Here is a 24,159-nt window from a genome sequence, read left to right as displayed (position 1 = left end):
TCTCTTCAGGCCAGTGCGTGCTGCGCCAGCGCTGCCTGCAGCTTGTGGCCGTGTTCGTCGGCGAGCGCAGCGTCGCGCAGCTCGCGCAAGGTGGCAGGCGCGAGCCGTGCGCCGGCACGTTCCACCGCGCGCATCACGGTGTCGTAGTTGCGAATGCCGCGCTCGTGCGTGTCGCTGTAGCCCTTGACCAGGCGCTGGCACTGCGCGAGCTCTACCGCCAGCTCGGGGTTGTGCCTGGCGGCGGTGGCAATGCGCTGAAGCCATTCCTCGATGCGGCGGTTTTCCTCGGCATAGCGCGTCGTCGAAAGACGCCAGCGCTTGCATGCCGCAACCATGCGCAGCATCAGGTAGCCGCGCAGCGAGCTGGTCTGGATCACGCGGCCATGCTGCGTGAAGCGCTCGACGAGCTTCTTAGGAAGCGTGGAGTTCATGAGCCAGCGCCCGACGCTGCCCGGGAGCGTCTCGCAGATCTCCTGCAGCCGCGGATGCATGTACTCGTTAATGGCGAGCACCTGGCCCGGCTGCACGCGGGCCTCGCCGCGCACGCGCTCGAAGCGGGTGGCGCGGGTCTTCAGGGCGGCAACGCGAGCAGTGTCTTCGTAGGACATCCAGAGCGCGAGATGGCGAGCTGTTTCGCGCAGCAGCCGGTGCGCGCTGTCGCCCGGCAACGCTGCGATGGCAGCCATGCGGTCGAGGTAGAGGCCGGCGTACGCCGGGTCCTGGTAGTCGATGAGGCGGCGTACGCCTTCGAGCAGAAAGTCTTGCGCGGCGAGCGGAAAGTCGCGCTGCGCGCGCTCGACCAGCGCGCGCACCGCCGGGTGGCGCGGCTGCGGCGCCGGCGCAGCAACCGATGCATCCTGCTGCGGCTCGCCGCCGTCGCCGCGCTGTGCGCGTTCGAATGCCGCGCCAAAAGCCTTGAGGCTGGGCTTGACCCCTACGCCGCCGCGCTCGATGGTTGCTTCGAACTGCGCACGGCTGAACGGGAGCACGCCCGATCCCGCCAGCGCCCCGAACAGCACCGCGCTGATCACGCTGCCCGATGCCTCGGCGGCCTCGGCCATGTCGAAGCGGATGAAGCGCTTGGCAGCCCTGGCCGTATGGGCGAGCAACTGCGTGCTGTCGACGCGGCCGTCGCCCATCGCGCTTTTTTCAGCGATGGAGAAGACGCGATGCGTGGACGCGATGAGGGTGGTGCGGTCATTGGTGACCAGCCCGCGCTGCACGGCACGCCCCGCTTCCATGAGCTCGGACGCGAGCACCACGTCCACGTCGCCGGGCAGCGGCATCAGCGCCAGCACAGGCCGACCGCCGTCGGCTTCGGCCTGCGCCACTGGATAGAGCTCGACGTAGTAGATGGTTGCGCCAGTGCGCTGCGCCACGCCGGGAACCGAGGTGGTCTGTGCGACGTAGCCATTGGCTTCGCCCATGTCGACGATCCAGTCGGCGAGCACACCGCCGCCCTCCCCGCCCATGGCGAGGATGGCGATCTTGATAGGTTGGGCCTTGGTCGTCATCGCTTCAGAAGGCATAGGCTTCGCGGCGGCGCGCCTCGCCGCGCTGCAGCCAGCCGATCACGGCGCCGCGCACGCGTTCGCGCAGCTTGTCCCAGCCTGTCGGGTTGCTAACAATTTGCGCCTTGTAGAACGACGGGCACAGCACGGCTGCGTGCGAAACGTCGCCGCAGTTGCCGCAGCCCACGCAGCTGTCGAGCACGGTGGCAACGGGATCGATGCGCAACGGATCGGGGTTGGGCTTGATGGAAAGCGACGGGCAGCCCGACAGGCGAATGCAGGAGTGGTCACCGGTGCAGGTATCCGAATCGACACCGAACTTCTCGCGCACCATGCGCTTGCCTTCGGCAACGGCCTTGCGTACCAGCGGCTTCTCGCGGCGCTGCTTGTTGAGCATGCACTCCGACTGGGCGATGAGCACCTTGGGGCCCTTCCTGGTGGTGGTGAGCGCTTCTTTCAGCGCGTCGCGCATGCCGGCCACGTCGTAGGTGCGACGCATCGTCTTGACCCACTCCACGCCAACGCCGCGCACGGCACGCTCGATCTCGTGGCCGGTGCTGCGCGTCTTGTTGATGGCGTTGGACGAAAGAATGTCCTGCCCGCCGGTGGCCGAGGTGTAGTTGTTGTCGACGATGATGGTGAGGTTGTCGCTCTTGTTGAACACAGCGTTGGCCACGCCGCTCGTGAGGCCGTTGTGCCAGAAGCCTCCGTCGCCCATCATCGAGATGGCGCGCTTGCCGGCGGGCGCATTCAGCGCTGCCGCACCGGCACCGCCCAAGCCGTAGCCCATGGTGGTGTTGCCGATGTTGAATGGCGGCAGGATCGAGAACAGGTGGCAGCCGATGTCGGCGCTTACGTGGTGCGCACCGAGTTCGCGTTCGACCAGCTTCATGGCGCTGAAGATCGGGCGCTCGGGGCAACCGGTGCAAAAGCCCGGCGGGCGGGCATGCACGACGTCGCCGAGCGCCGTGGACGGCATGGCCGGCTCGGGCGCGGCATCGACGCCGATGGCGGCAACCTCCTTCAGCGGAATCACCTTGCGCACCGGCGCGGGCACCGGCAGTGGCGCAAGCCGCTCGTAGCGCTCGCAGAAAGCGCGCGCACCCTTGAGCAGCTCGGATGCCGTGTATTCGCCGGCTACGGGCAGCATGTCCTTGCCGTGCAGCGCGGTGGTAGAGCCGGCCTGGCGCAGGATGGTCGCGAGATTCTGCTCGACGAAGTTGGGCTGCCCCTCTTCGACGATCAGCACTGCGCGCTTGCCTTCGCAAAAGCGGATGACTTCACTCTCGATGACCGGGTAGGCCACGTTCATCACGTAGAGCGGCACCTGGGTGTTGCCGTAGACGTCTGCCAGCCCAAGGCGCTCAAGTGCGCGCAGCAGTGTGTTGTAGCTGCCGCCCTGCACGATGATGCCGATGTCGTCGGCGTCTTCCGAGAAAAACTCGTTGAGCCGGCGCTCTTCGATGAAGCGCACGGCGGCAGGCCAACGGTCTTTCACCTTCTCTTGTTCATGCACGAAGCTCGCGGGTGGCAGCACGATGCGGCTGACGTCGCGCTGCGGGTTTTCCAGCGCCTCTTGCAGGGTGAACCTGGCGCGCTTGTTGTCGCCTGCAATGAAGTGGCCGTGCACATGGCAGGCGCGAATGCGCAACTGCAGCATCACCGGCGTGTTGCTGGCCTCGGAAAGATCGAAGCCCGTTTTCACCGCATCGACGATGCTCGGCAGGTTGGGCCGCGGATCGAGCAGCCAGATCTGCGACTTCATTGCAAAGGCGTGGCTGCGCTCCTGCATGATGGAAGAGCCTTCGCCGTAGTCTTCGCCCACGATGATGAGCGCGCCGCCGGTGACGCCGCCCGAGGCCAGGTTGGCCAGCGCGTCGGACGCCACGTTGGTGCCTACGGTGGCCTTGAAGGTGACTGCGCCGCGCAGCGGGTAGTTGACGGAGGCGGCCAGCGTGGCGGCCGCAGTGGCCTCGCTAGCGCTGTTCTCGAAGCGGATGCCCTGTTCGGCGAGGATGTCCTGCGCATCGGCCAGCACGTCCATCAGGTGCGAGATGGGCGCGCCCTGGTAGCCGGCCACATAGGAAACTCCCGATTCGAGCAAGGCCTTGGTGACAGCCAGAATGCCCTCACCGCGGAACACTTCTCCACCGGAAAGCCGCAGCTTCTTGACTTCTTCGACGAATGAACGCTCAGCCATGTGGGTCCTTCTTCTTTCTCGTGGGAGGATGCGCTTCAGCTGCCACATCACGCTTTCTATAATGTTGACAAATGAATGTATCCACAATCATGAATTACCCTAGACATGCAAGCAGCGTGCCTGCGAGCGGCATGAGGCGCCTGGCCACGAGGTGCGTTCATGGCTGAGCAACCTTCTGAAACACATCGCTTCGTCGATGACTACCTGCCTGCACTGCTGGCGCAAGCCAGCCAACTGATCTCCTCGGAGTTCCACGAGGTGGCGCGTCAGCAAGGCTTCTCGGTTTCCGAGTGGCGGGTCATGGCATCGCTCGCCGGCAGCGAACCCATCAGCATTGGCCAGCTTGCGCAGGTCACGGTGACCAAGCAGCCCACCGTGACCCGCCTGCTAGACCGCATGGAAGCACGCGGCCAGGTCGAGCGGCTGCCCCATGAGAGTGATCGCCGCATCACGCTGGTGCGCATCACGCGCAAGGGACTGAAGGCGGTGGAGCACCTGATGGAACTCGCGCGCGACCACGAACGGCGCGTGCTTGAACCCTTCGGCCTGCGGCGCGCCGAGGAACTAAAGCAAACCCTTCGGCAGATGATCGACCTGCACGTGCATGTGCCGCTCGAGGAGCCGGAAGAAGACTAAGGAACGAGCACTGCGCGGCCGCGATGGCCGCGCTGCGCAATCCATTCGAGTGCAATGGCGGCGTCTGCGAGCGCAAAGCTCCGCACGTCGAGGTTCAGCCGGCCATCGGCCAGCCGCGCGAGCAGGCCAGGCACCGCAGCACGGCCGGCAGGCTCGCGCCGGAACATGTTGAGCGGCAGCAATGCCACGTCGCGCTGCAGAAAGTGGGCGATGTCGAGTTGAAGGCTTGAGCCCGCGGTGTAGCCGATGAGCACCGCGCGGCCGCCCGGCCGTACAGCGGGCAGCACCGACGACAGAACGCTGCCTCCCACTGTGTCGACCAAGAGGTCTGCACTTGCCGTGGGCGGAGGCTCTGCATCCGGATTTACCGCAGCCACGGCGCAACCGGCCTCGCGCGCCAGTTGCACCGCCAGCGAGCCTACGGCGCCGCTCGCGCCAGTGACCAGCACCTGTTCGCCACGCTGCAGCCTGGCGACTTCATGCAATGCCACCCACGCCGATGTAGTGGGAGAAAAGAACGCAGCACCAAGAGGCATCGGCAATGCGTCGGGCAGTATGCCCAGCGCTTCGTCGGGTGCATCGATCAGCTCGCACCAGGTGCCATCGAACAAGGTACCCAGCCCACTGCCGCGCAACCACACACGTTGACCGGCAGCGTAGCGCCCGCTCGCAACGACGATGCCCGCGGCTTCCACGCCCGGCGTATAGGGCAGCGGCGGATGCCGCAGGAAACTGCCGCGCCACACGGTGCGATCGATGTGGCCGACCGTGGCGGCCTGCATGCGGACGATGGTGCGGCCGGGTCTGTGCACCGGGTCGGGCACCTCTTCCAGCAACGGCACTGCATCGAAGCCGTGGATGCGAACGGCCTTCATGGAAGCGTCGAGAGAAAGTCGAGCACCGTGCGTGCGAAGGCCTCCGGCATCTGGTCGGGCAAGGGAACCATGCCGCCTTCGATGTCGACGATGCGCGCTTGCGGAAGATGGTGCTGCAGCTCTGCCGCATGCGGCACAGCGAACGGATCGTGGGTTGCGCGGATGATGAGTGCGGGTTGCGTCACGCACGCGATACGGTCTTCCATGCGGTATGAGGCAACGGCACGGTGGCCCTCTTCAACCCGATGACCTACCTTGAGCGCATCGAGCACGAAGGCTTCGAGCAGATCGGGCCGTCCTTCCGGATAGAAGGCTTGCCGCTTCTGCCACAGTGCCGCGAGGTGGCTTCCATCTTCGCTAGGCGCAACTTCGTCGATGGGCGGCCGCTGTGCCCTAGCTCGGCGAAAGGCTTCGTCGGTGAATGGCGTGGACGACAGCACCAGGCTGCGCACGCGATCAGGAAAGGCCGACGCCAGTTCGATGGCGACTACGCCGCCCGTGTGGTGGCCAACGACATCGGCACGCGCGATACGCAGCGAATCGAGCAGTTCGCACGCCACGCGGGCCCATTGTTCGATGCTCGCCGGCACGCCGCCGTCAACGGAATCGCCGAAGCCCGCGGTGTCCATCGCGATGGCCCGGTACCGCGCCCCAATCAGTGGAAGCACGGCGCGGTATTCGGCCCAACTACGCGGTGACTGATGCAGCAGCAGCACGGCCGGCGCATCTGCATCGTCGCACGCCGCGTAGTGCACCTGCCCCACCGACAGGTCGGCAAAGGCGCGGCGAATGGTCATGAGAGCGTCTCGTCGGCCGGTGCGCGCCACAGGCCCGCATGCTTCAGTTCGCCGAGCGTGCGCGAGAGCACGTCGCGCCGGTAGGCTGCGATGTCGCGGCCTTCGTAGCTATAGAAGCCGCTGCCGGTCTTGAGACCGAGCCGCCCTTCTTCCACCATGCGATCGACGATGGCCGGCGCGGTGTAGCGCCCCTTGTCGATGGAGGCCGACATTTCGCGGCTGGCATGGTGCAGGATGTCGCAGCCACCGAAATCGATGAATTCGACCACGCCGAGCGCGGCGAAGCGCAGGCCTAGGCCATAGCGCGTGGCCTTGTCGATCTCCTCGGCTGTGGCAGCGCCCTCCTCGATCATGCGGGCCGCCTCGTTCATTACCAGCGCCTGCAGGCGCGGCACGATGTAGCCGGGCGATGCGCCGCAGACCACGGGCAGCTTGCCGATCTCTTCCATCAGCGACTTGGTGCGCGCGAGAACCGCCGCATCGGTGCCGGGGTGGCAACTGAGTTCGACCACAGGAATCACATAGGCCGGGTTGAGCCAGTGCATATTGAGAAAGCGGCCGGGCAGGCGCACCAGGGCCGCAAGCTGCGTTACGAGGATGCTGCTGGTGGTGGAGGTAAGGATCGCGTTGTCGCGGCAATGGCGGTTGATCTGCTCGAACGCCTCGCGCTTGGCTTCCAGGGTTTCGGGCACGCCTTCGAACACCAGCTCTGCGGCGGCCAACGCCTCCGGCGCAGCGGCGGCGTCGATCAAGCTCACCCGTTCGGCGATGGGCCCGATCTGCTTCGCATCGATCACGCCGAGCTGCGCAAGCCCTGCAAGGCTTGCCTGGATTTCGGCCGTGGCTTCGTCTTTCAGGCGCTGCCAGGCTTCATCGGAACGCGGGCGCAAATCGATGAGCGAAATACGGTGGCCTGCATAGGCGAACGCAATCGCGATGCCGCGCCCCATGCGGCCGGCGCCTACGGCTGCGAAGCGGGGCAAAGCCGAGCTTTCATTCGCCATCGTGCAGCCTTTGCTTGAGCTGCGCCGCGCTCAGGCCGGCGAGGCCCAGGCTTTCGAAAGTGCGCGGGCCTCGGCGCAGGTCGCGGCCAAGAAAACCGCCGACGATGGCAAGCAGCCCGTGTGCGATGGGTGCGTCCACACCCGCATGGCGCGCGGCGGATGCCAGGAAGGCAAGCCCGAGCTCGGTGTCTTCCGTGATGTAGCGGTGCGTGTGCAGGTCGATGTTCTCGCGCCAGTCGCCGGATTTGACGAGCTGCTTGTGCGCATCGCCATACATCCACTGGTCGTTGTTGTAGTGATCCGCCAGCGGATAGTGCGGCGCACCGTGGCCGAAGGCTTCGCGCACGGCCATGCGCTCGCGGTCGAGCCGGTCGGTCACGTCACGCACCGCACGCTGGGTGCCTTCGTTGTGGATATCCCAGCGCTCGAAATGCTGCAGCGGCGCGGCGTTCATCACCATGAGCGGCGGATGAATGACCGGGCCTGCGTTCATGAGCGCACCCGACAGCGCGTCGCCGCAGCCATGCACGGCAGGATAGGCCCTGCGGATCACCTCGATCGCCTCGGCTTCCTTGCGGGCGGGGTAGACGCCGGTCGGCAGGCGGATGGCGCGAATGGTGACGTTCACTTCGCGCTCACCGTGTTTGCGCGCCAAATATGGCAGGGTGCCGGTTTCGGCCCAGGCAACATCGGCCCTGCTGCCCGCCTCTTTCACCGTTCGTGCCATCACGTAGCTGCCGAAGGTACCTGGCGGCAAAAAGACGACCTGCCCGTCGACGAGGTGCGGCGCCATGGCAAGTGCGATGTCATGCTGTGCGATGGCGGGCGTGGGCAGAACGATCAGCTCGGCGCCCTTCAGCGCCGCGGCGATGTCGGCTGTGGCAAGGGCGAGCGGCACTTCGCGCGTGCCATCGGCGTCTTTCAGCGTGATGGCCCCAGCTTGCACAACCGCCTCGAGCGCGGCGGCATCGCGGCGCCACAGGCGCACCTCATGGCCGGCTTCGGAAAGATCCGCGGCAGCCGCGTAGGCGCCGTGACCACCACCAAGAATCGCAATTTTCATATTCGGAATTTGAAAAGCAGATGTCGATGAACCGGCAGCCGCGGTACGGACCGGGGAAGCAATGCCTTATTACATTACTTTTCATCTGTTCATGTGTCAATCAAATTCCGGGCAAATCGCCTCCACGAAAACCCTCAAGCAAAAAGCCCGCGCTTCTTGCGAAGCGCGGGCTTTCTTTTGGGGCAAAGCGGCCGGTCGACCGCTCTGAAATGGATCAGCGCGTGGGCTTGAACGCACGCTTTTGTGCGTCGCGGGGTACAAAGACCTTGCCCGGACCGCCATGGCCTGCGCCATTGCCGCGCGGAGCAAAACCTTCGCGGGGTGCAAAGCCTTCGCGCGGAGCGAAACCGCCGTCACCGCGGCCACCGCCGTGATGGCCCTGGCCATGGCCGCCGCGCGGTGCGCTGTCGCCCCAGCCCGGCTTGCGGCCGTAGCCACCGCCGTTGCCGCCGTCATCGCGGCCGCCGCCGAAGCCGGCGTTGTTGCCGCCCTGGAAGCCGCGCGGACCTTGGCCTTGGGCCGGGCCGCGCGAGTTGCGGTCGTTGAAGCCGCTGGCGCCGGCATAGCCACCGCCGTTGTTGCCGCGGTAGCCACCGCCGCCGCCTGCGCCGCCATTGCCGAACTTGCGATCACGCGACTGGTTGTCGCCACGGCCGCCGCGGTACTCGCCCATTGGCGGGCGCGATTGCGGCATGCGCTGTTGCGGCTCGAGGCCGGCGACCACTTCGGCCTTGAACTGCTGGCGGCTGTATTGCTCGATGTCCATGATCTTGCGGCGATCGCGGAACTCGGCAAACGTGATGGCCAGGCCATCGCGGCCTGCACGGCCGGTGCGGCCGATGCGGTGGGTGTAGTCCTCGGCCTTCATCGGCAGGCCGAAGTTGAAGACGTGGGTGATCGTGGGCACGTCGATGCCGCGGGCGGCAACGTCGGTGGCCACCAGGATCTGCACCTGGCCCTGGCGCAGTGCCATCAGGCGGCGATTGCGCAGGCCCTGGCTCAGGGCGCCGTGCAGCGCCACGGCGCTGAAACCTTCTTGCTGCAGGTCGTTGGCGAGGCCGTCGCATTCGACTTGCGTGCTCGCAAACACGATGGCCTGGTTGATGCTGGTGTCGCGCAGCCAGTGGTCGAGCAGCTTGCGCTTGTGCTGGCTGTTGTCAGCCCAGTACAGCGACTGCTTGATGTTGGCGTGCTTTTCTTGCGGGCTGTCGATGGTGATGCGCTGCGGCTCGCGCATCACGCGCTGGGCCAGCTGCTGGATGCGCGGCGCGAAGGTGGCGCTGAACATCATGGTCTGCTGACGCTCGATCGTGAGCTGGTTGACTTCGGCCAGGTCGTCCGAGAAGCCGAGGTCGAGCATGCGGTCGGCTTCGTCGACCACCAGGAACTTGACCTTGTCGAGCTTGAGCTGCGACGAGCGCTGCAGGTCGAGCAGGCGGCCCGGGGTGGCAACCACGAGGTCGGCGTTCTGAAGCTTGGCGATCTGCAGCTGGTAAGGCATGCCGCCCACCACGTTGGCAACGCGCAGGCCGCGGCAATGGCGAACCAGCTCGATGGCATCGTGCGCAACCTGCTGCGCGAGTTCGCGCGTGGGGCACAGGATGAGGGCGCCGGGGGTGGCGGCCTTGAAATGGCGGGCGTTGGTCGGGTCCTTGCGCTTCGGCTTCTTGGGCACGGCTTCACCGCGGGCGGCGGCTTCGGCGGCCAGGCGCTGGAACTCGGCCTTGGCCTCGGCTTCGGCTTCGGCCTGGCGCTTGAGCAACGTGTGCAGCACGGGAAGCAGGAAGGCAGCGGTCTTGCCCGAACCGGTCTGGCTCGAAACCATCAGGTCGACAAAACGGGCCTTGCCGTCCTGGCCGGCTTCACCGGACATGGCAAGCGGAATCACCTTGTCTTGCACGGTGGTGGGCTGGGTAAAACCCAGGTCAGCCACGGCGGCGATCAGTTCAGGCGCGAGGCCGAGCTTGATGAAACCGTTGGGAACACGGGCTTCTTCGGCCGCGGCCGCTTCAGGAGCGGCGTCGAGCGCATCGAGAATCGGCGCTTCGGACATGGTGTCCGCGGCAGCGACAAATTCGTTGTTGTTGGTGGATTGCACAGGCGCGAACTCGCCCTGCGCTTCAAAAGCGTCGGTCATGTAAATATCAATCTCAAACGCGAGCGCTGCCGTAGGCGGCGCCCCGTTGGTGGTTAAAAACATCAACCATCCAACGACGTTCAACTTCTGGCTTTCGCCGGAGGCTGCGGCCCTTTTTGATCAGCGAATGTGACCGGGCGCGGTGTGCAAGATAGGGAGATGCAAGAGACGCTGACCGGAAAGCCCAAATCAGCGAAGCCCTAGATTATGACACGACTCGGGGTTTTTACCTAATCTAATCCGTCAATTTCAAGAAGGTTTCCCGGTAGTGCGCGAGTTCTTCGATGGATTCGTGCACGTCGGCTAGCGCAGTGTGCGCCTGCTGCTTCTTGAAGGCGCTGTAGGCGGCAGGTTTCCAGCGCTTGGCCAGCTCTTTAAGGGTGCTGACGTCGAGGTTGCGGTAATGAAAATACGCCTCCAGCCGGGGCATGAACTTGACCAGGAACCGGCGGTCCTGGCCAATGGTGTTGCCGCACATCGGCGAGCCGCTGCGCGGAACGTATTTGGCGATGAATTCGAGCAGTTGCTGCTCGGCCGCGGCCTCGTCGAGCGTGGAGGCCTTCACCTTGTCGATCAGGCCGCTTCGGCCGTGCGTGCCCTTGTTCCAGGCATCCATGGCGTCGAGCACCGCGTCGCTCTGGTGAATGACCAGCACGGGACCGTCGATGCGGGGCGTGAGATCGGGGCCGGTCACGACCACGGCAATCTCGAGCAGGCGCTCTTTCTCGGGGTCGAGGCCACTCATTTCGCAGTCGAGCCAGACCAGGTTCTGGTCGCTTTTCTTCAGGACCGGCGTGGTCGTGACGATCGTTGGGTCAAGGGATTCGGGCATTGCATGATTGTCGTCGAAGGTCTGCGCCGGCTGGGTCCGAGGGCTAAACTCGACGCTCCATGTCCTATTCGCTCATCTTCACCACTGCCTTCGCGGCCGCACTGGTCATCGGCCTGCTCGTGAAGTTCTGGCTCGCATCGCGGCAGGTGCGCCATGTCGCCCGGCATCGCAGTGCCGTACCGGCCGCTTTCGAGCACAAGATCACGCTCGCCGCCCACCAGAAGGCCGCCGACTACACCATTGCCAAGGCGCGTTTCGGCATGGTTGAAATGGCCTGGAGTACGGCGCTGCTGCTGGGCTGGACGCTGCTGGGCGGGCTGGACGTTCTCAACAAGCTGCTGCTTGCCCTGCTCGGCGGCGGCATGGTGCAGCAGTTGGCCCTGCTGGCGGCCTTTGCGGCCATCGGCGGGTTGCTCGAACTGCCCTTTACGCTCTGGCAAACCTTCAAGCTCGAAGAGCGCTTCGGCTTCAACAAGATGACGTTCGGCCTCTGGCTGCGGGACACCGTGGTTTCCACGCTGATCGGCGCGGCCATCGGATTGCCGATTGCGGCGCTGATACTTTGGATCATGGGCGCCGCCGGCACCACCTGGTGGCTCTGGGCATGGGTGGCGTGGATGGGCTTCAACCTGCTGCTGATGATCGTCTATCCGATGTTCATCGCACCGCTCTACAACAAGTTCAAGCCGCTCGATGACCCCACCGTCAAGGAACGCGTCACTGCGCTGATGGCGCGCTGCGGCTTTCGTGCCAAGGGGCTGTTCGTCATGGACGGCAGCCGGCGCAGCGCACATGCGAACGCCTATTTCACCGGCTTCGGTGCGAGCAAGCGGGTTGTGTTCTACGACACGCTGTTGCGCCAGCTGAACGCGGCCGAGATGGAAGCTGTGCTCGCGCACGAGCTCGGACATTTCAAGCACCGCCACATCGTGAAGCGGCTCGTGGCGATGTTCGCATTGAGCCTGGCGGGCTTCGCGCTGCTGGGCTGGGTTTCGACCCAGGTTTGGTTCTACACGGGCCTGGGCGTGCAGCCCAGCATGGAGGCACCTAACAACGCACTTGCGCTGCTGCTGTTCATGCTTGCCGTGCCGGTGTTCGGCTTCTTCGTCGCGCCGCTGCCTGCGCGGCTTTCGCGCAAGCACGAGTTCGAGGCTGATGCCTATGCAGTGGCACAAACTAGCAGTGCCGATTTGTCGGCCGCGCTGCTCAAGCTCTACCAGGACAACGCGTCGACGCTTACGCCCGACCCGGTGTTCGTCAAGTTCTACTATTCCCACCCTCCGGCCTCCGAGCGTCTTGCACGCATGGCGGCGGCCTGAACAACGATATTTTTCCGCGGAAGCCGAGCCAATGAGCAGCATGTTCAAGCCCAAGGACTGGAAAGCCATTCCACGCCACGCACTGAGCGCCACAGAGATCGTTTCCGGCCTTGCCAAGCTCGACGGCTGGAAGCTCACCGGAGATGGCGCCAACGTCGCCATCGAGAAGACCTTCAGCTTTGCCAACTACTTCGAGACCATCGCATTCGTGAACGCGCTGGCCTTTGTCGCTCATACGCAAGATCATCATCCTGACCTGTCGGTGCACTACAACCGCTGTGTCGTGCGTTTCAATACGCACGACGTGGGCGGACTCTCGATAACCGACTTCGATTGCGCGCGCCAGGCCGATGCCCTCGTGGCCAACTCGGCACCGTGATGAGGAAACCGGTCGTTGGCTAAGCCGCCCCGCACGCTCCCCAAGGGAGGCGGCACATCCGCCCGCGTTCTGCACGACGGGCTGGTCATTGCAAGCCATGGACGACATTGCCTGGTTGAAACGCCCGCGGGCGAACGCCTGATCTGCCATCCGCGCGGCAAGAAGAGCCAAGCCGTCGTTGGCGACCGGGTGCGCTGGCAGGCCAGCGAAGACGAAGGCACGATCGAAGAGGTGGTGCCGCGCCGCAATCTCTTCTATCGGCAGGACGAAATCCGCACCAAGTCATTTGCGGCCAACCTCGACCACGTGCTGATCCTGATCGCAGCGGAGCCGGAGTTTTCAGAACATCAGCTGGCACGCGCGCTCATCGCCGCCGAAGCCGAGCACATCACGCCGATCATCGCCCTGAACAAGAGCGACCTGGCGGAGCCGTTCGAGCGCGCATGGAACAAGCTCGCGCCCTACCGCCGCATGCACCATGGCGTGCTGCCGCTCTCGCTCAAGGCCTCCGGCGAGGCCGACTACGCATCGCTGATGAAATTGCTCGCGGGCAAGAGCACGCTGGTGCTGGGCCCTTCGGGCGCGGGCAAAAGCACGCTCATCAACCTGCTGGTGCCCGGCGCCACCGCGCTGACCGGCGAAATCTCGCAAGCGCTGAATTCAGGCAAGCACACCACCACGAGCACCACCTGGTACTGGGTGGACGAAGCGCGCACCACGGGCCTCATCGACTCGCCAGGTTTTCAGGAATTCGGGCTGAACCACATCGAACCGATGCAGCTTGCCAGCCTGATGCCGGACATTGCCGAGCACGCGAACGACTGCAAGTTCTACAACTGCACCCATCTGCACGAGCCGGGCTGCGGTGTAATCGCGAATGTCGATTCACCCGCCAAGCCGGGGCCGATCAGCGCGACGCGCTACAAGATCTACGGCGAGCTCTTCGCCGAACTCAGCCAGCCCCGCTACTGAGACGCGCCGAGACTGACGCTTACGGGCGGCTGTCCAGTATTTCTTGCAGGCGCCGCACCAGCACGCTGCATTGCTCCCGCGAGCCGATGCTGATACGCAGGTACTGCGCAATGCGCGGCTGCTTGAAATGCCGTACCAGCACCGCACGCTCGCGCAGCAGCGCCGCCAGTTCGGCCGCGTCGCGCGCCGGATGGCGCACAAACACGAAGTTGGTTTGCGAAGGCAATACTTCGAAGCCCAGGTCTTCGAGTTGCAGGCTGAGCCCCTCGCGGGTGTCGACGATCTTGTCGCGTGTGGTTCTGAACCACGCCTCGTCTTCGATGGCCGCTACGGCACCCGCCACCGCAAGCCTGTCGAGCGGATAGGAATTGAAGCTGTCCTTGACGCGCACGAGCGCATCGATCAGATGCGCCTGGCCGCACGCAAAGCCGACGCGCAAGCCGGCCAGGGAGCGCGACTTGGACAAGGTCTGCACCACCAGCAGGTTCGGGTATTTTTCGACGAGCGGCAGCGCGCTCTCGCCGCCGAAGTCGACATACGCCTCGTCTACCAGCACCACGCGCTCGGGGCATGCCGCAAGCAGTTGTTCGATGCGCGCCAGCGGCAGGCCAACACCGGTGGGTGCATTGGGGTTGGCGATCACCAGGCCTGCGCAGCCGCGGCGTGCCCTGGCCGCAATGGCATCGACGTCGATGCGAAGGCCCTCGTCCACCGGCACAAGTTCGCATGCAATGCCGTAAAGCTGCGCATAGACCCGATAGAAGCTGTAGCTCACGTCGGGCATCAGCAGCGGCTCGGCTTGCTGGAAGAAGGCGAAAAATGCGTGGGCCAGTACTTCGTCCGAGCCATTGCCCGCAAAGACCTGGTCGGCCTGCAACCCGTGCCTCCGTGCGACCGCTTCGCGCAGCGCAAGGGAGGTGGGATCGGGGTAGCGCTCCAGGCCGCTCGCGGCCGCCTGCTGGATCGCATCGACAGCCATCGGGGACGGCGGATACGGGTTCTCGTTGGTGTTGAGCTTGACGAGGTTTTCGATGCGCGGCTGCTCGCCGGGCACATAGGGCTCGAGCGCGCCGATGCGCGGGCTCCAGAAGGCCGGTGATGTCGAAGCGGTCATGGCCGGCTCACTTTGCTCAGCCGAGCAGGCGAGCCAGGGTGAGCAAGGCCAGCAGCACCATCCACATGACCACCGAGCGCCAGACCAGGCCGACCACGCTGCGCAAATGGCCGGGCTCGGGCTCGCGGCCCGGCGTGCTGCCGCTGTCGAGCCGGCGGCCATCGGCCATCGAATCGCCGGCCTGGGCACGCGGCAGGGGGTCGGCGACCGGAATCGGGCTCAGCGCTCCGCCGCCCAGGCGCACATTGACCGCGCCGGAAGTCGCCGCAAGGATCACACCGTCGTTCTCGCTCCGGAAGCGCCGCGCATCGTTGCGCCAGCAATCGATCGCTTCTTCAAAGCTCCCGACGACGGCGAAGCCCAGCGCGGTAATTCGCGCAGGCAGCCAATCGATCGCGTGCCAGGCGCGATCGGCCGCGCGCTGCACCGAAACGCTCGAAGGCTGCACCGCCGCGCCGTTCTTGTGCATCCAGTAGCGCGAAACGAATTCACTCATGCGATAGAACACCGCACCCGCGGGACCAAGCCCCAGGGCGGCGAGTATCGAGAACCAGGCGAGCACGCCGAACACATGGCGATGCGCCGCAATCACCGAATGCTCGATCACGTGCCGCACGATTTCGCTGCGCGGCAGCTCTGCCGCGTCGACGCCTTGCCAGTGCGCCAGCAGCGAGCGAGCGAGTGGCTCGTCGCCTTCGTCGAGCGCATCGCGAATGTCGGTGAAGTGATGGCTGAACTGCCGGAATCCGAGCGTGACGTAAAGCACGGCAATGCTCCAGAGCACCGCAAACGGCAACCCGAGCGTGTACACCAGCAGCAGGTGGATGCCCAGCGTCAAAAGCGTGGGGACCAGCACCGCGAGGCCCCAGGCCACCCATCCGTGATGCGGCTTTCCGGCGTCGAAGTTGCGGCTTGTCCAGCGAGTCCATGCCAGTACGCCGCCATACACGGGGTTGTGAGGGGCGAGCGGCCGCACCTGCTCGATCAGCAACGCACACAGGATGGCAAAGAAGCTCATCCTTCGATGATAGCGAGAGCGCCCCCAGGGTTCCCGGCTCAGGCCGAGGTCAGGCAGAGAGAAAGCGATAGAGGTTGCGAAGCATGCCGGCAGTGGCGCCCCACACAAAGCGCTCTTCGGCACCGTCCTGATAGGGCATCGAGTACCACTCGCGCCGCGTGCCATCGGGCGCGGGCACGGTGTGGCGCCGGTGATTGGCCGGGTCCATGAGCCAAGCCAGCGGCACCTCGAAGGCCAGTGCCACTTCGTAGGGATTGATGGTGAGTTCGAAGTCCGGCTTTACCAGTGCGACCACGGGCGTCACGACGAATGACGTGACGGTCGTGTAGGTCGGAAGGCTTCCAAGCACCTCGATGAAGTGGGCTGACAGGCCGACTTCTTCCCAGGCCTCGCGCAGTGCCGCAGCTGCGACGTTCGCGTCCCCTGGATCGACACGGCCGCCGGGAAATGCGACCTGTCCCGAATGATTCGACAAGTGCGCCGTGCGCTCCGTCAACAGCACGGCCGCGCCCTGTGGACGCTGCACGATAGGCACCAGCACGGCAGCCTGCGCGGGAGCGCGGTCGGTCAGGCGCGGCTCGCGCCGAAGCTCGGGCGTCCACTCCGGTGGCGTGGCAAAGCGCTTGCGCAGCGCATCGGGCGTCAACTGCGCAGGGGCCACCGCAGGCAGGCCGTCAGGCCCCCCGACCACAGGTGCCTTGCGCGGATCGATCGGCAGCAGCGTGGGTGGCACCACGGCATTGACGGGTTCGACGGGAGCAAATTGCATGGGGGCGGAGGAGTCGGTCAAGTGCGGAGTTTCAGTGAAGGAGTAGAGCTTAAAAAAGCGACGCTGTCTTTTTACAGAAAGGTCGCAAGAATCATGCATGGAGCACCAACGCAAAAAGCCGCCAGAGCGGCGGCTTTTTGCACGGCAGGAAGACAGAGCTTACTTGGCAGCCTGCGACTTGCCCGGCAGCTTTTCCTTGATGCGTGCCGAACGACCGCTGCGGTCGCGCAGGTAGTACAGCTTGGCGCGGCGAACGTCGCCGCGGCGCTTGATTTCGATGCCGGCGATCAGCGGACTGTAGGTTTGGAACGTACGTTCCACGCCTTCGCCGCTGGAGATCTTGCGCACCGTGAAGCCGCTGTTGAGGCCGCGATTGCGCTTGGCAATCACAACGCCTTCATAGGCCTGCACGCGCTTGCGGGTGCCTTCAACGACATTCACGCTGACGATGACCGTGTCACCGGGCATGAAATCGGGGATCTTCTTGCCGAGGCGGGCGATTTCTTCCTGCTCGAGGGTTTCGATGAGGTTCATGATTTCCTGATATTCGATCGTGCTCGCGCTACACAAAAGGCGCCGTTGGTTTCATTGCCTTGCTCACCGTGGGTGCGCAATGAAAGCCGGGCGCGGCCGGGCAGAGGATCGGGGAACCGAAGATTATAGCTTTTTTTTCAGGGCCGTCTCATCGGCCTTGCTCAGGCGACCCGCATCGCGTGCGGCCGCAATCAGGTCGGGGCGCCGTGCTGCGGTAATGGCCAGCCGCTGGTCGCGCCGCCATCGCTCGATCTGTACGTGATGCCCCGAGAGCAGAGGCGCCGGCACGCCCTGCCCGTTCCACTGCTCGGGCCGGGTGTAGTGGGGGCAATCGAGCAAGCCGTCGAGCGCAGGATTGAAGCTGTCCTGCACGTGGCTGGCCTCATCGCCCAGCACCCCGGGCTGCAGCCGGGCGACCGCGTCGAGCAGCGCCATGGCCGCAATTTCGCCGCCGGAGAGAATGAAATCGCCAAGGCTGATCTGGTGCGTGACGCGCGTGTCGATGAAGCGTTGGTCAATGCCTTCGTAGCGGCCGCAGACAAGTACCGCGCCCTCGCTGGCCGACCAGCGCTCGACCGCTTCATGCCGAAGCGCTTCGCCAATGGGAGAAAACAGCACCACCGGCGCTTGCGCCCCGCGTGCGGCCAGCGCCGCATCGAGACAGGCCGAGAGCGGCTCCGCCATCATCACCATGCCCGGACCACCGCCGAACGGACGGTCGTCCACCCGCTTGTAGTTGCCTTGTGCAAAGTCGCGCGGGTTCCACAGCACGACCTCGACCTGCTTCGACTCGTAGGCGCGGCGCGTCACGCCGCTTGCCAACAAGGGCGCGAACAGTTCGGGAAAGAGCGTGAGGACGTCGAAGCGCATGCGCGCAAGGCCCGTATCGGCGAAATCAGAAATCGGGCTGCCAGTCGACCGTGATCAGCCGGCCGGCGAGATCGACCTTGTCGACGAAGACCGAGACGAAGGGCACCATGCGTTCGATGGTCTTGCCGTCTTCTTCGGCCGTGAGCACCAGCGTGGTCTGCGGGCCCGTGGCGAGCAGCTCGCGCACCGTGCCGAGCGTCACGCCTTCGCGATTGACCACCGAAAGGCCGATCAGGTCGACCCAGTAGTACTCGTCGTCGCCGGCTGTTGGAAAGCTCGAACGCGGCACGAACACGCGTGCGCCACGCAGTGCCTCGGCGGCGTTACGGTCGGGCACGTCTTCAGACGATGCAACGATGCAGTCGGAATGTTCTTTGGCTTCGCGGATCGCAAGCCGGAAAGCTGCGGTAGCCGAGGCTCCGGGAGCCTGCAGGAACCAGCGCTTGGAAGAAAAAAGCGCCTCGGGCTGGGCGCTGTGGGGCAAGACCTTGAACCAGCCCTTGATGCCCCATGCATCGGCGATGCGTCCTACCTCGATCGCATCCGCCGGCAATTCGGCGGCTTCGAGTGCGGGCAACATCGCCGTGCTGGACGGCTTAGGCCGCCGCCTTGGGAGCCGCAGCAGCGGCTTGCTTGATCAGGCGCAGGACCGTGGGCGAAGCTTGTGCGCCGACGCTCTTCCAGTAAGCCAGGCGGTCCTGGGCAATACGGATGCTTTCTTCGTTTTCCTTGGCGATCGGGTTGTAGAAACCCAGGCGCTCGATGAAACGGCCATCGCGGCGAACGCGCTTGTCCGACACGACGATGTTGAAGAACGGACGGCCTTTGGAGCCGCCGCGGGAGAGTCGAATGACGACCATGATTTATCCTTGGGTGGTGCAGCAAGCCCGTTTTCTAAACAAGAAGCCCGCTCACAGTGTTCTTTCAGCGTCGAGACACGCGACATGGCCACCCGGCCAGCGACACGCTGAAAAGCCTGCGATTATAGCTCGACCTGCGTTTTCTCCGAATTCCGGCCTTTGCGCCGTCTGCTTGCAACCTGCATGACCCCTACCATCCGCCCCAGCCGCGACGAAGACATCGCGGCCATCACGGCCATCTATGCCCACCACGTGCTGAACGGCACCGGCACGTTCGAAACCGAAGCCCCTTCTGCCGCCGACATGGCTGCGCGGCGCGCCGATGTACTCGGCAAGAACCTGCCTTACCTCGTTGCCGAAGAAAACGGCAAAGTGTTGGGTTTTGCCTACTGCAACTGGTTCAAGCCGCGCCCGGCGTACCGCTTTTCGGCGGAAGATTCGATCTACATGTCCGAAGCCGCGCGTGGAAAGGGCCTTGGCGCGCAACTTTTGACCGCACTCTCGCAAGCCGCCGAAACGGTAGGCGTCCGCAAGCTGATCGCAGTGATCGGCGATTCGGCCAATGCCGGCTCCATCGGCGTGCACCGCAGCAACGGGTTCACTCACGTGGGCGTGCTCAAGGACTGCGGCTGGAAGTTCGGCCAATGGCGCGATGTGGTCCTGATGGAAAAGGTGCTCGGCGAAGGCAGCACAACCAAACCCGAATGAAAAACAAAACCTTTGCCGCCTGGCTCTCTTTTCTGGGCGGCCCGCTGGGCCTGCACCGCTTCTACCTGCGCGGCATGGGCGACTGGCTTGGCTGGCTGCTCCCCGTACCTACGGCGTTGGGCCTCTACGGCATGGAGCGCGTGCGCATGTATGGTGTGGACGACGGCTGGAGCTGGGTGCTGATTCCGCTGCTCGGCTTCACCATTGCAGGGTGCGCGCTGATGGCCATCATCTATGGCCTCATGACGCCCGAGAAGTGGAATGCCCGATTCAACGCTGGCGCGCCACCTGACGCCGAGGCAGGCCACACGAGCTGGGCCACCATCGGCGCCGTGGTGCTTGCGCTCTTTTTCGGCAGCACCGTGCTCATGGCCAGCATCGTGTTCAGCTTTCAGCGCTACTTCGAACACCAGGTCGAAGAAGGCCGAAAGATTTCGCAGTAGCGGCTTGATGCCGGCGCCAGGGCGCCGCAGCACGGCTCAGAAAATCTGCAGGCTGAGCCAGTACGCGATTGCGGCGACGAAAGCCGACGCCGGAATAGTGAAGATCCAGGCCCAGACGATGTTGCCCGCCACACCCCACCGCACCGCGCTCGCGCGCTGGGCGGAACCCACGCCGACGATGGCGCCGGTGATGGTGTGGGTGGTCGACACCGGAATGCCCAGCGCGGTGGCCAGGAACAGCGTGAGAGCGCCGCCCGTCTCTGCGCAGAAACCGCCCACGGGCTTGAGCTTGGTGATCTTCTGGCCCATGGTCTTGACGATGCGCCAGCCACCGAACATGGTGCCCAGCGCAATGGCCGCATAGCAGCTCACGATGGTCCATGTCGGCGGGTTCGCGTCGGTGGCGGAGGCATAGCCGGTGGCGATCAGCAGCATCCAGATGATGCCGATGGTCTTCTGTGCATCGTTGCCGCCGTGGCCCAGGCTGTAGGCCCCTGCCGAAACCAGCTGCAGCCGCCGGAACCAGCGGTCCACCCGCGACGGGGTTGCGCGCCGGAAGCCCCAGGCCACCAGCACCATCATCATGGATCCCAGCAGGAAGCCGAGGAGCGGCGAAACGAAAATGAACGCCACGGTCTTCCAGATGCCCGTGGCCACCAGCCCGCTGGCGCCGGTCTTTGCGATCACGGCGCCCACAATGCCGCCAATCAGCGCGTGCGACGAGCTGCTGGGAATACCGTAGTACCAGGTCACCAGGTTCCAGCTGATGGCGCCAATGAGCGCGCCGAACACCACGTGCACATCCACCACCCCGGGCTGGGCAATGCCCTTGCCCACCGTGGCTGCCACGCTCAGGTGAAAGATGAAGATCGCGATCAGGTTGAAGAACGCGGCAAAAAGCACCGCATGCCCCGGCTTGAGCACGCCGGTCGACACCACGGTGGCGATGGAATTCGCCGCGTCGTGGAAGCCGTTCATGAAGTCGAAGGCGATCGCGAGCACGACCAGCAATACCACCACCCAGAGGGCGACCTGAACCGTTGCCATCAATCGCTACCCGCTCAGGAGTTTTCGAGGACGATGCCCTCGATCACGTTGGCCACGTCCTCGCACTTGTCGGTGATTGTCTCGAGCAATTCGTAGATTGCCTTGAGCTTGATCACCTCGCGCACGTCAGGCTCCTCGCGGAACAGCTTGCTCATGGCGCTTCGCATCACGCGGTCGGCGTCGGATTCGAGACGGTCGATTTCCTCGCAGGTCTTCAGCGTGGCCTCGGCCACAGCCGGGTCTGCGATCTTGCCGAGAAACTTGACGGCGTCCTTCAGGCGGTCGCAGCACTTCACGCTCAGGGCCGTGAGGCGCACGATCTCGTCGGTCATGTGCCGCACGTCGTACAGCGCCATGGTTTCAGCGGAGTCCTGGATCAGGTCGGCCACGTCGTCCATCGTGTTGATGAGCTTGTGGATCTGCTCGCGATCGATGGGCGTGATGAAAGTCTTGTGGATGAGCCGGTTGACGTCGTGCGTCACGCGGTCGGCCGCACGCTCGGCGTTGTCGACGTCGCGGTTGTACTGCTCACGCAGGTGCACGTCGCTGTAATTGGCCACGAGTTGCTCGAACGCCCGCGCCGCTTCGACGATGCGCTCGGCGTGCTGGTTGAACATCTCGAAAAAATTCCCCTCGCGGGGCAGCAGCTTGCCGAACATGGCGCTCTCCTGGGTTCGCTGTTGCCACAAGTGCGTGACAACGTCATGAAAAACCGCGCAAGTGTAATGGGCGGCGCAAAGGCGCCCGTTCCACGGGGTTCCGGCCCTTCCCTGCGCTCAGTCGCGAATTCGCTCGATGACCTGTGAGGACACCCGGGCGAGTGCCGCGCGCGGTACCTTGTCGGGCGCAATTTCGGCAAGCGGCTTCAGCACAAAGGCCCGGTCGCGCATGCGGGGGTGCGGCAGAGTCAGCGCGGGGCTGTCCTTGATTGCATTGCCGTGCATCAGCAAGTCGAGGTCGAGCGTGCGCGGTGCATTGGGAAAAGGCCTCTCGCGGCCCGCCTGCTCTTCGAGAAGATGCAACTCGGACAGGAAGGCCTCGGCGGTGAGCCCGGTCCGCACGGCGACCACCGCATTGATGAAGTCAGGCCCGGTAGCGTCGACCGGCGCGCTGCGGTAAAGCGACGAGCGCGCCGTAACCACGGTGCGCTCGATGGCGCCGATGGCTTCCATGGCGGCTTTTACGGCCGCCTGGGCGTCGCCAAGGTTGGCACCGATGGCAACGAAGGCCTGCACGGTCGGGTAGTCCTCGCGCGTGCGGCGTGCTGCGGGGCTTCCGGGCGCCACCTTGCCCGAAGGCCTGCTGGGCGCGCGCCTCGCAGGCGCCGGCCCGCTCTTCGGCCTGGACGACGGACCGCCACGCGGTGGCGTGCGATCGCCGCCGCTGCTTTTCTTGCCGTCCTTCGGCCGGTTGGGCGCGCTCATTCGGCCGCAGCGCTCCCGCCGCCCTCGCCGCCACTACCGCCACCACCCCCCGTGCGCGGCTTGCGGCGACGGCGTCGCTTGCGGGGCGCGGCCGCTTCGCCATCGGGCGGCACGGCGCCGGCCTGGATTTCGGTCTCCGCCTCATCGTCGTCCTGCCGCTGATCGGAGCCGTCCTGCCGCTGGCGTGCCGCCGCCTCGCTGCGGGGCTTTGCCGCCACCGGATCGCGCGTGCGCACGCGCTGGCGGGTCTTTTGTTCATCGCGCACCTGCTCCAGCAGGTCTTGCCGGCGCACATCGTCGGCGGTGCTGAACTCTTGCCACCATTCAGCGATGGCTTCGCTGACCTCGCCAACATCCGCGCGCAGCCGCATGAAGTCGAAGGCGGCGCGAAAACGCGCCTGCTCAACCAGGCTGTAGGGCGTGGAGCCGGTGCGCTTGTCGAAACGCGGCTGCATCATCCAGATCTCACGCATGTCGGCCGCAAGCTTGCCGCGCCCCGACACGTCGCCGATGCGGGCGTTGAACACGTCGTCAATGGCGTCTTGCAGCGCCGGAAACGGCGGCTGCGGGCGCTGGCCGTGCCGGCCCTCGATGCGCTGGGCCCAGCCGTCGCGCACATCGGCCCACAGCACACAGGCCAGGAGGAAACTGGGCGCCACGGGCTTGCCCTCGCCCACGCGGCGGTCGGTGTCTTGCAGGGCGGCCTTCACAAACGGCGTATCGGCGCGCTCCACCACCACGTCGAGCAGCGGATAGATGCCGGTGACCAGGCCCAGCTTGCGCAATTGCTCGACCGTGGCAATGGCATGGCCGGTTTGCAGCAGCTTGAGCATTTCGTCGAACAGGCGGCTTTGCGGCACGTCGGCCAGCAGCTTGCTCGACTCGACCAGCGGGGCCGCCGTCTTGGTTTCCATCTTGAAACCGAGCGCCGCAAGCTTCGCCGAGAAACGAATGGCGCGAATGATGCGCACCGGGTCTTCGCGGTAGCGCGTGGCCGGGTCGCCGATCATGCGAAGGGTGAGCTTTTGCGCGTCCTTGATGCCGTTGTGATAGTCGACCACGATCTGGTTGGCCGGGTCGTAGTACATGGCGTTCACGGTGAAGTCGCGGCGTGCCGCGTCTTCTTCCTGCGGGCCCCACACGTTGTCGCGCAGCACGCGGCCGCTGGCATCCACCGCATGCTTCATGCTCGCAAGTTCGCCCTTGCTGGTACGCTCGTTGCCGGCAACCTGCTCGGCGGCGGCGTTGTCCATGTAGGCGCGGAAGGTCGAAACCTCGATCACTTCATGCTCGCGGCCTCGGCCGTACACCACGTGCACGATGCGAAACCTGCGGCCGATGATGAAGGCACGCCTGAAAAGCGACTTGACCTGCTCCGGCGTGGCGTTGGTGGCCACGTCGAAATCCTTGGGCCGCAGGCCCAGCAGCAGGTCGCGCACCGCGCCGCCCACCACATAAGCCTCGTAGCCCGCCTGCTGGAGCGTGGTAACCACGTTTTTCGCGCGTTCGTCGACCAGGGCCGGATCGATCTTGTGGACTTCCGCAGGCACCTCCTGGCGCTTGCCGAAGCGGCTCTTGCCCTGTGCGCCGCCGGCCGATTTGCCGAGCAGCTTGTCGATGAATTTCTTGATCATTGTTGGTTGAAGC

General features: G+C 65.1%; 25 protein-coding genes. 6 read left to right on the top strand and 19 right to left on the bottom strand.

The window, feature by feature from the left end:
• Positions 1-5: 5 nt before the first annotated feature.
• On the bottom strand, positions 6-1,514 hold the full coding sequence (locus tag J2X67_RS02750) for an indolepyruvate oxidoreductase subunit beta family protein (RefSeq protein WP_309950294.1): 1,509 nt from the start codon (positions 1,512-1,514) through the stop codon (positions 6-8).
• Positions 1,515-1,518: 4 nt separating this feature from the next.
• The gene (locus J2X67_RS02745; protein ID WP_309950291.1) at positions 1,519-3,711 is read right to left on the bottom strand and encodes an indolepyruvate ferredoxin oxidoreductase subunit alpha; all 2,193 of its coding nucleotides are present in this window, start codon (positions 3,709-3,711) and stop codon (positions 1,519-1,521) included.
• Positions 3,712-3,870: 159 nt separating this feature from the next.
• Between J2X67_RS02745 and J2X67_RS02740 the strand changes: the two genes are divergently transcribed.
• Positions 3,871-4,347 (top strand): MarR family transcriptional regulator, encoded by a 477-nt coding sequence (locus tag J2X67_RS02740; protein ID WP_309950289.1) that lies wholly within the window; start codon positions 3,871-3,873, stop codon positions 4,345-4,347.
• Here J2X67_RS02740 and J2X67_RS02735 read toward each other — a convergent pair.
• The 6 genes from J2X67_RS02735 to orn all read right to left on the bottom strand — a co-directional run bounded on the left by J2X67_RS02735 (position 4,344) and on the right by orn (position 11,055).
• Positions 4,344-5,222: a zinc-binding alcohol dehydrogenase family protein gene (locus J2X67_RS02735; protein WP_309950287.1), complete on the bottom strand. Its 879-nt coding sequence runs from the start codon at positions 5,220-5,222 to the stop codon at positions 4,344-4,346. The two genes, J2X67_RS02740 and J2X67_RS02735, sit on opposite strands and share 4 nt — an antisense overlap.
• Complete coding sequence (locus J2X67_RS02730) at positions 5,219-6,019, bottom strand: alpha/beta hydrolase (RefSeq protein ID WP_309950285.1); 801 nt, start codon at positions 6,017-6,019, stop codon at positions 5,219-5,221. Before J2X67_RS02730 ends, J2X67_RS02735 begins: the two co-directional genes overlap by 4 nt.
• Positions 6,016-7,023 (bottom strand): 3-hydroxybutyryl-CoA dehydrogenase, encoded by a 1,008-nt coding sequence (locus tag J2X67_RS02725; RefSeq protein ID WP_309950283.1) that lies wholly within the window; start codon positions 7,021-7,023, stop codon positions 6,016-6,018. The genes J2X67_RS02730 and J2X67_RS02725 overlap by 4 nt, the downstream gene beginning before the upstream one ends.
• On the bottom strand, positions 7,013-8,086 hold the full coding sequence (locus tag J2X67_RS02720; RefSeq protein WP_309950281.1) for an NAD/NADP octopine/nopaline dehydrogenase family protein: 1,074 nt from the start codon (positions 8,084-8,086) through the stop codon (positions 7,013-7,015). Before J2X67_RS02720 ends, J2X67_RS02725 begins: the two co-directional genes overlap by 11 nt.
• A 214-nt stretch (positions 8,087-8,300) precedes the next feature.
• The gene (locus tag J2X67_RS02715; protein WP_309950278.1) at positions 8,301-10,223 is read right to left on the bottom strand and encodes a DEAD/DEAH box helicase; all 1,923 of its coding nucleotides are present in this window, start codon (positions 10,221-10,223) and stop codon (positions 8,301-8,303) included.
• 235 nt (positions 10,224-10,458) lie between these two features.
• A complete protein-coding gene (gene orn / locus J2X67_RS02710; protein ID WP_309950276.1) occupies positions 10,459-11,055 on the bottom strand; it encodes an oligoribonuclease in 597 nt (198 codons plus the stop codon).
• Between the two features lie 59 nt (positions 11,056-11,114).
• Between orn and J2X67_RS02705 the strand changes: the two genes are divergently transcribed.
• Genes J2X67_RS02705 through rsgA form a run of 3 tightly spaced genes read left to right on the top strand, consistent with a single transcriptional unit; the run spans position 11,115 to position 13,725 of the window.
• Positions 11,115-12,374 (top strand): M48 family metallopeptidase, encoded by a 1,260-nt coding sequence (locus J2X67_RS02705; protein WP_309950273.1) that lies wholly within the window; start codon positions 11,115-11,117, stop codon positions 12,372-12,374.
• Between the two features lie 31 nt (positions 12,375-12,405).
• Entirely contained in the window at positions 12,406-12,753 is a 348-nt protein-coding gene (locus J2X67_RS02700) for a 4a-hydroxytetrahydrobiopterin dehydratase (protein ID WP_309950271.1), read from the top strand.
• Between the two features lie 15 nt (positions 12,754-12,768).
• Positions 12,769-13,725, top strand: coding sequence for a ribosome small subunit-dependent GTPase A (gene rsgA, locus J2X67_RS02695; RefSeq protein ID WP_309950268.1), 957 nt, complete (start codon positions 12,769-12,771; stop codon positions 13,723-13,725).
• A 19-nt stretch (positions 13,726-13,744) separates the two neighbouring features.
• Here rsgA and hisC read toward each other — a convergent pair whose 3' ends face one another.
• From hisC to rpsP, 7 genes are all read right to left on the bottom strand, one after another.
• Positions 13,745-14,839, bottom strand: coding sequence for a histidinol-phosphate transaminase (gene hisC / locus J2X67_RS02690; protein WP_309950266.1), 1,095 nt, complete (start codon positions 14,837-14,839; stop codon positions 13,745-13,747).
• 16 nt (positions 14,840-14,855) lie between these two features.
• Entirely contained in the window at positions 14,856-15,857 is a 1,002-nt protein-coding gene (locus J2X67_RS02685) for a CobD/CbiB family protein (RefSeq protein ID WP_309950264.1), read from the bottom strand.
• Positions 15,858-15,906: 49 nt separating this feature from the next.
• Positions 15,907-16,626 carry a CoA pyrophosphatase gene (locus J2X67_RS02680; protein ID WP_309950263.1) on the bottom strand — a complete coding sequence of 240 codons (720 nt, stop codon included), beginning with the start codon at positions 16,624-16,626 and terminating at the stop codon, positions 15,907-15,909.
• A gap of 159 nt (positions 16,627-16,785) precedes the next feature.
• Positions 16,786-17,160, bottom strand: coding sequence for a 50S ribosomal protein L19 (rplS, locus tag J2X67_RS02675; RefSeq protein ID WP_126749215.1), 375 nt, complete (start codon positions 17,158-17,160; stop codon positions 16,786-16,788).
• A gap of 123 nt (positions 17,161-17,283) precedes the next feature.
• Positions 17,284-18,030 carry a tRNA (guanosine(37)-N1)-methyltransferase TrmD gene (gene trmD / locus J2X67_RS02670; RefSeq protein ID WP_309950262.1) on the bottom strand — a complete coding sequence of 249 codons (747 nt, stop codon included), beginning with the start codon at positions 18,028-18,030 and terminating at the stop codon, positions 17,284-17,286.
• Positions 18,031-18,055: 25 nt separating this feature from the next.
• On the bottom strand, positions 18,056-18,610 hold the full coding sequence (gene rimM / locus J2X67_RS02665; protein WP_281149661.1) for a ribosome maturation factor RimM: 555 nt from the start codon (positions 18,608-18,610) through the stop codon (positions 18,056-18,058).
• Positions 18,611-18,626: 16 nt separating this feature from the next.
• Positions 18,627-18,890: a 30S ribosomal protein S16 gene (gene rpsP, locus J2X67_RS02660; RefSeq protein WP_028259818.1), complete on the bottom strand. Its 264-nt coding sequence runs from the start codon at positions 18,888-18,890 to the stop codon at positions 18,627-18,629.
• Positions 18,891-19,073: 183 nt separating this feature from the next.
• Between rpsP and J2X67_RS02655 the strand changes: the two genes are divergently transcribed.
• The gene (locus J2X67_RS02655) at positions 19,074-19,598 is read left to right on the top strand and encodes an N-acetyltransferase family protein (protein ID WP_309950261.1); all 525 of its coding nucleotides are present in this window, start codon (positions 19,074-19,076) and stop codon (positions 19,596-19,598) included.
• Positions 19,595-20,041, top strand: a complete 447-nt coding sequence (locus J2X67_RS02650) for a hypothetical protein (RefSeq protein ID WP_309950260.1) — start codon at positions 19,595-19,597, stop codon at positions 20,039-20,041. Before J2X67_RS02655 ends, J2X67_RS02650 begins: the two co-directional genes overlap by 4 nt.
• A 36-nt stretch (positions 20,042-20,077) precedes the next feature.
• On the opposite strand, the gene J2X67_RS02645 is transcribed toward J2X67_RS02650, so the two are convergent.
• The 4 genes from J2X67_RS02645 to pcnB form a co-directional block, all read right to left on the bottom strand.
• Positions 20,078-21,088, bottom strand: a complete 1,011-nt coding sequence (locus J2X67_RS02645) for an inorganic phosphate transporter (RefSeq protein ID WP_309950257.1) — start codon at positions 21,086-21,088, stop codon at positions 20,078-20,080.
• 14 nt (positions 21,089-21,102) lie between these two features.
• On the bottom strand, positions 21,103-21,747 hold the full coding sequence (locus tag J2X67_RS02640; protein WP_012746613.1) for a DUF47 domain-containing protein: 645 nt from the start codon (positions 21,745-21,747) through the stop codon (positions 21,103-21,105).
• A gap of 117 nt (positions 21,748-21,864) precedes the next feature.
• Positions 21,865-22,512, bottom strand: coding sequence for a 2-amino-4-hydroxy-6-hydroxymethyldihydropteridine diphosphokinase (folK, locus tag J2X67_RS02635; RefSeq protein ID WP_309950255.1), 648 nt, complete (start codon positions 22,510-22,512; stop codon positions 21,865-21,867).
• The gene (gene pcnB / locus J2X67_RS02630) at positions 22,509-24,146 is read right to left on the bottom strand and encodes a polynucleotide adenylyltransferase PcnB (protein WP_309950253.1); all 1,638 of its coding nucleotides are present in this window, start codon (positions 24,144-24,146) and stop codon (positions 22,509-22,511) included. The genes folK and pcnB overlap by 4 nt, the downstream gene beginning before the upstream one ends.
• Between the last annotated feature and the right edge of the window lie 13 nt (positions 24,147-24,159).

The organism is Variovorax sp. 3319, assembly GCF_031456585.1.
In the GTDB taxonomy this organism is placed as follows: Bacteria; Pseudomonadota; Gammaproteobacteria; order Burkholderiales; family Burkholderiaceae_C; genus Variovorax; species Variovorax paradoxus_P.
This window is presented reverse-complemented; position numbering and strand designations above follow the sequence as displayed.

Bases quoted from the DNA above. Each gene is read 5' to 3' on its own strand.
- J2X67_RS02750 (WP_309950294.1), bottom strand. From the start codon at position 1,514: ATGACGACCAAGGCCCAACCTATCAAGATCGCCATCCTCGCCATGGGC.
- J2X67_RS02745 (WP_309950291.1), bottom strand. From the start codon at position 3,711: ATGGCTGAGCGTTCATTCGTCGAAGAAGTCAAGAAGCTGCGGCTTTCC.
- J2X67_RS02740 (WP_309950289.1), top strand. From the start codon at position 3,871: ATGGCTGAGCAACCTTCTGAAACACATCGCTTCGTCGATGACTACCTG.
- J2X67_RS02735 (WP_309950287.1), bottom strand. From the start codon at position 5,222: ATGAAGGCCGTTCGCATCCACGGCTTCGATGCAGTGCCGTTGCTGGAA.
- J2X67_RS02730 (WP_309950285.1), bottom strand. From the start codon at position 6,019: ATGACCATTCGCCGCGCCTTTGCCGACCTGTCGGTGGGGCAGGTGCAC.
- J2X67_RS02725 (WP_309950283.1), bottom strand. From the start codon at position 7,023: ATGGCGAATGAAAGCTCGGCTTTGCCCCGCTTCGCAGCCGTAGGCGCC.
- J2X67_RS02720 (WP_309950281.1), bottom strand. From the start codon at position 8,086: ATGAAAATTGCGATTCTTGGTGGTGGTCACGGCGCCTACGCGGCTGCC.
- J2X67_RS02715 (WP_309950278.1), bottom strand. From the start codon at position 10,223: ATGACCGACGCTTTTGAAGCGCAGGGCGAGTTCGCGCCTGTGCAATCC.
- orn (WP_309950276.1), bottom strand. From the start codon at position 11,055: ATGCCCGAATCCCTTGACCCAACGATCGTCACGACCACGCCGGTCCTG.
- J2X67_RS02705 (WP_309950273.1), top strand. From the start codon at position 11,115: ATGTCCTATTCGCTCATCTTCACCACTGCCTTCGCGGCCGCACTGGTC.
- J2X67_RS02700 (WP_309950271.1), top strand. From the start codon at position 12,406: ATGAGCAGCATGTTCAAGCCCAAGGACTGGAAAGCCATTCCACGCCAC.
- hisC (WP_309950266.1), bottom strand. From the start codon at position 14,839: ATGACCGCTTCGACATCACCGGCCTTCTGGAGCCCGCGCATCGGCGCG.
- J2X67_RS02685 (WP_309950264.1), bottom strand. From the start codon at position 15,857: ATGAGCTTCTTTGCCATCCTGTGTGCGTTGCTGATCGAGCAGGTGCGG.
- J2X67_RS02680 (WP_309950263.1), bottom strand. From the start codon at position 16,626: ATGCAATTTGCTCCCGTCGAACCCGTCAATGCCGTGGTGCCACCCACG.
- rplS (WP_126749215.1), bottom strand. From the start codon at position 17,160: ATGAACCTCATCGAAACCCTCGAGCAGGAAGAAATCGCCCGCCTCGGC.
- trmD (WP_309950262.1), bottom strand. From the start codon at position 18,030: ATGCGCTTCGACGTCCTCACGCTCTTTCCCGAACTGTTCGCGCCCTTG.
- rimM (WP_281149661.1), bottom strand. From the start codon at position 18,610: ATGTTGCCCGCACTCGAAGCCGCCGAATTGCCGGCGGATGCGATCGAG.
- rpsP (WP_028259818.1), bottom strand. From the start codon at position 18,890: ATGGTCGTCATTCGACTCTCCCGCGGCGGCTCCAAAGGCCGTCCGTTC.
- J2X67_RS02655 (WP_309950261.1), top strand. From the start codon at position 19,074: ATGACCCCTACCATCCGCCCCAGCCGCGACGAAGACATCGCGGCCATC.
- J2X67_RS02650 (WP_309950260.1), top strand. From the start codon at position 19,595: ATGAAAAACAAAACCTTTGCCGCCTGGCTCTCTTTTCTGGGCGGCCCG.
- J2X67_RS02645 (WP_309950257.1), bottom strand. From the start codon at position 21,088: ATGGCAACGGTTCAGGTCGCCCTCTGGGTGGTGGTATTGCTGGTCGTG.
- J2X67_RS02640 (WP_012746613.1), bottom strand. From the start codon at position 21,747: ATGTTCGGCAAGCTGCTGCCCCGCGAGGGGAATTTTTTCGAGATGTTC.
- folK (WP_309950255.1), bottom strand. From the start codon at position 22,512: ATGAGCGCGCCCAACCGGCCGAAGGACGGCAAGAAAAGCAGCGGCGGC.
- pcnB (WP_309950253.1), bottom strand. From the start codon at position 24,146: ATGATCAAGAAATTCATCGACAAGCTGCTCGGCAAATCGGCCGGCGGC.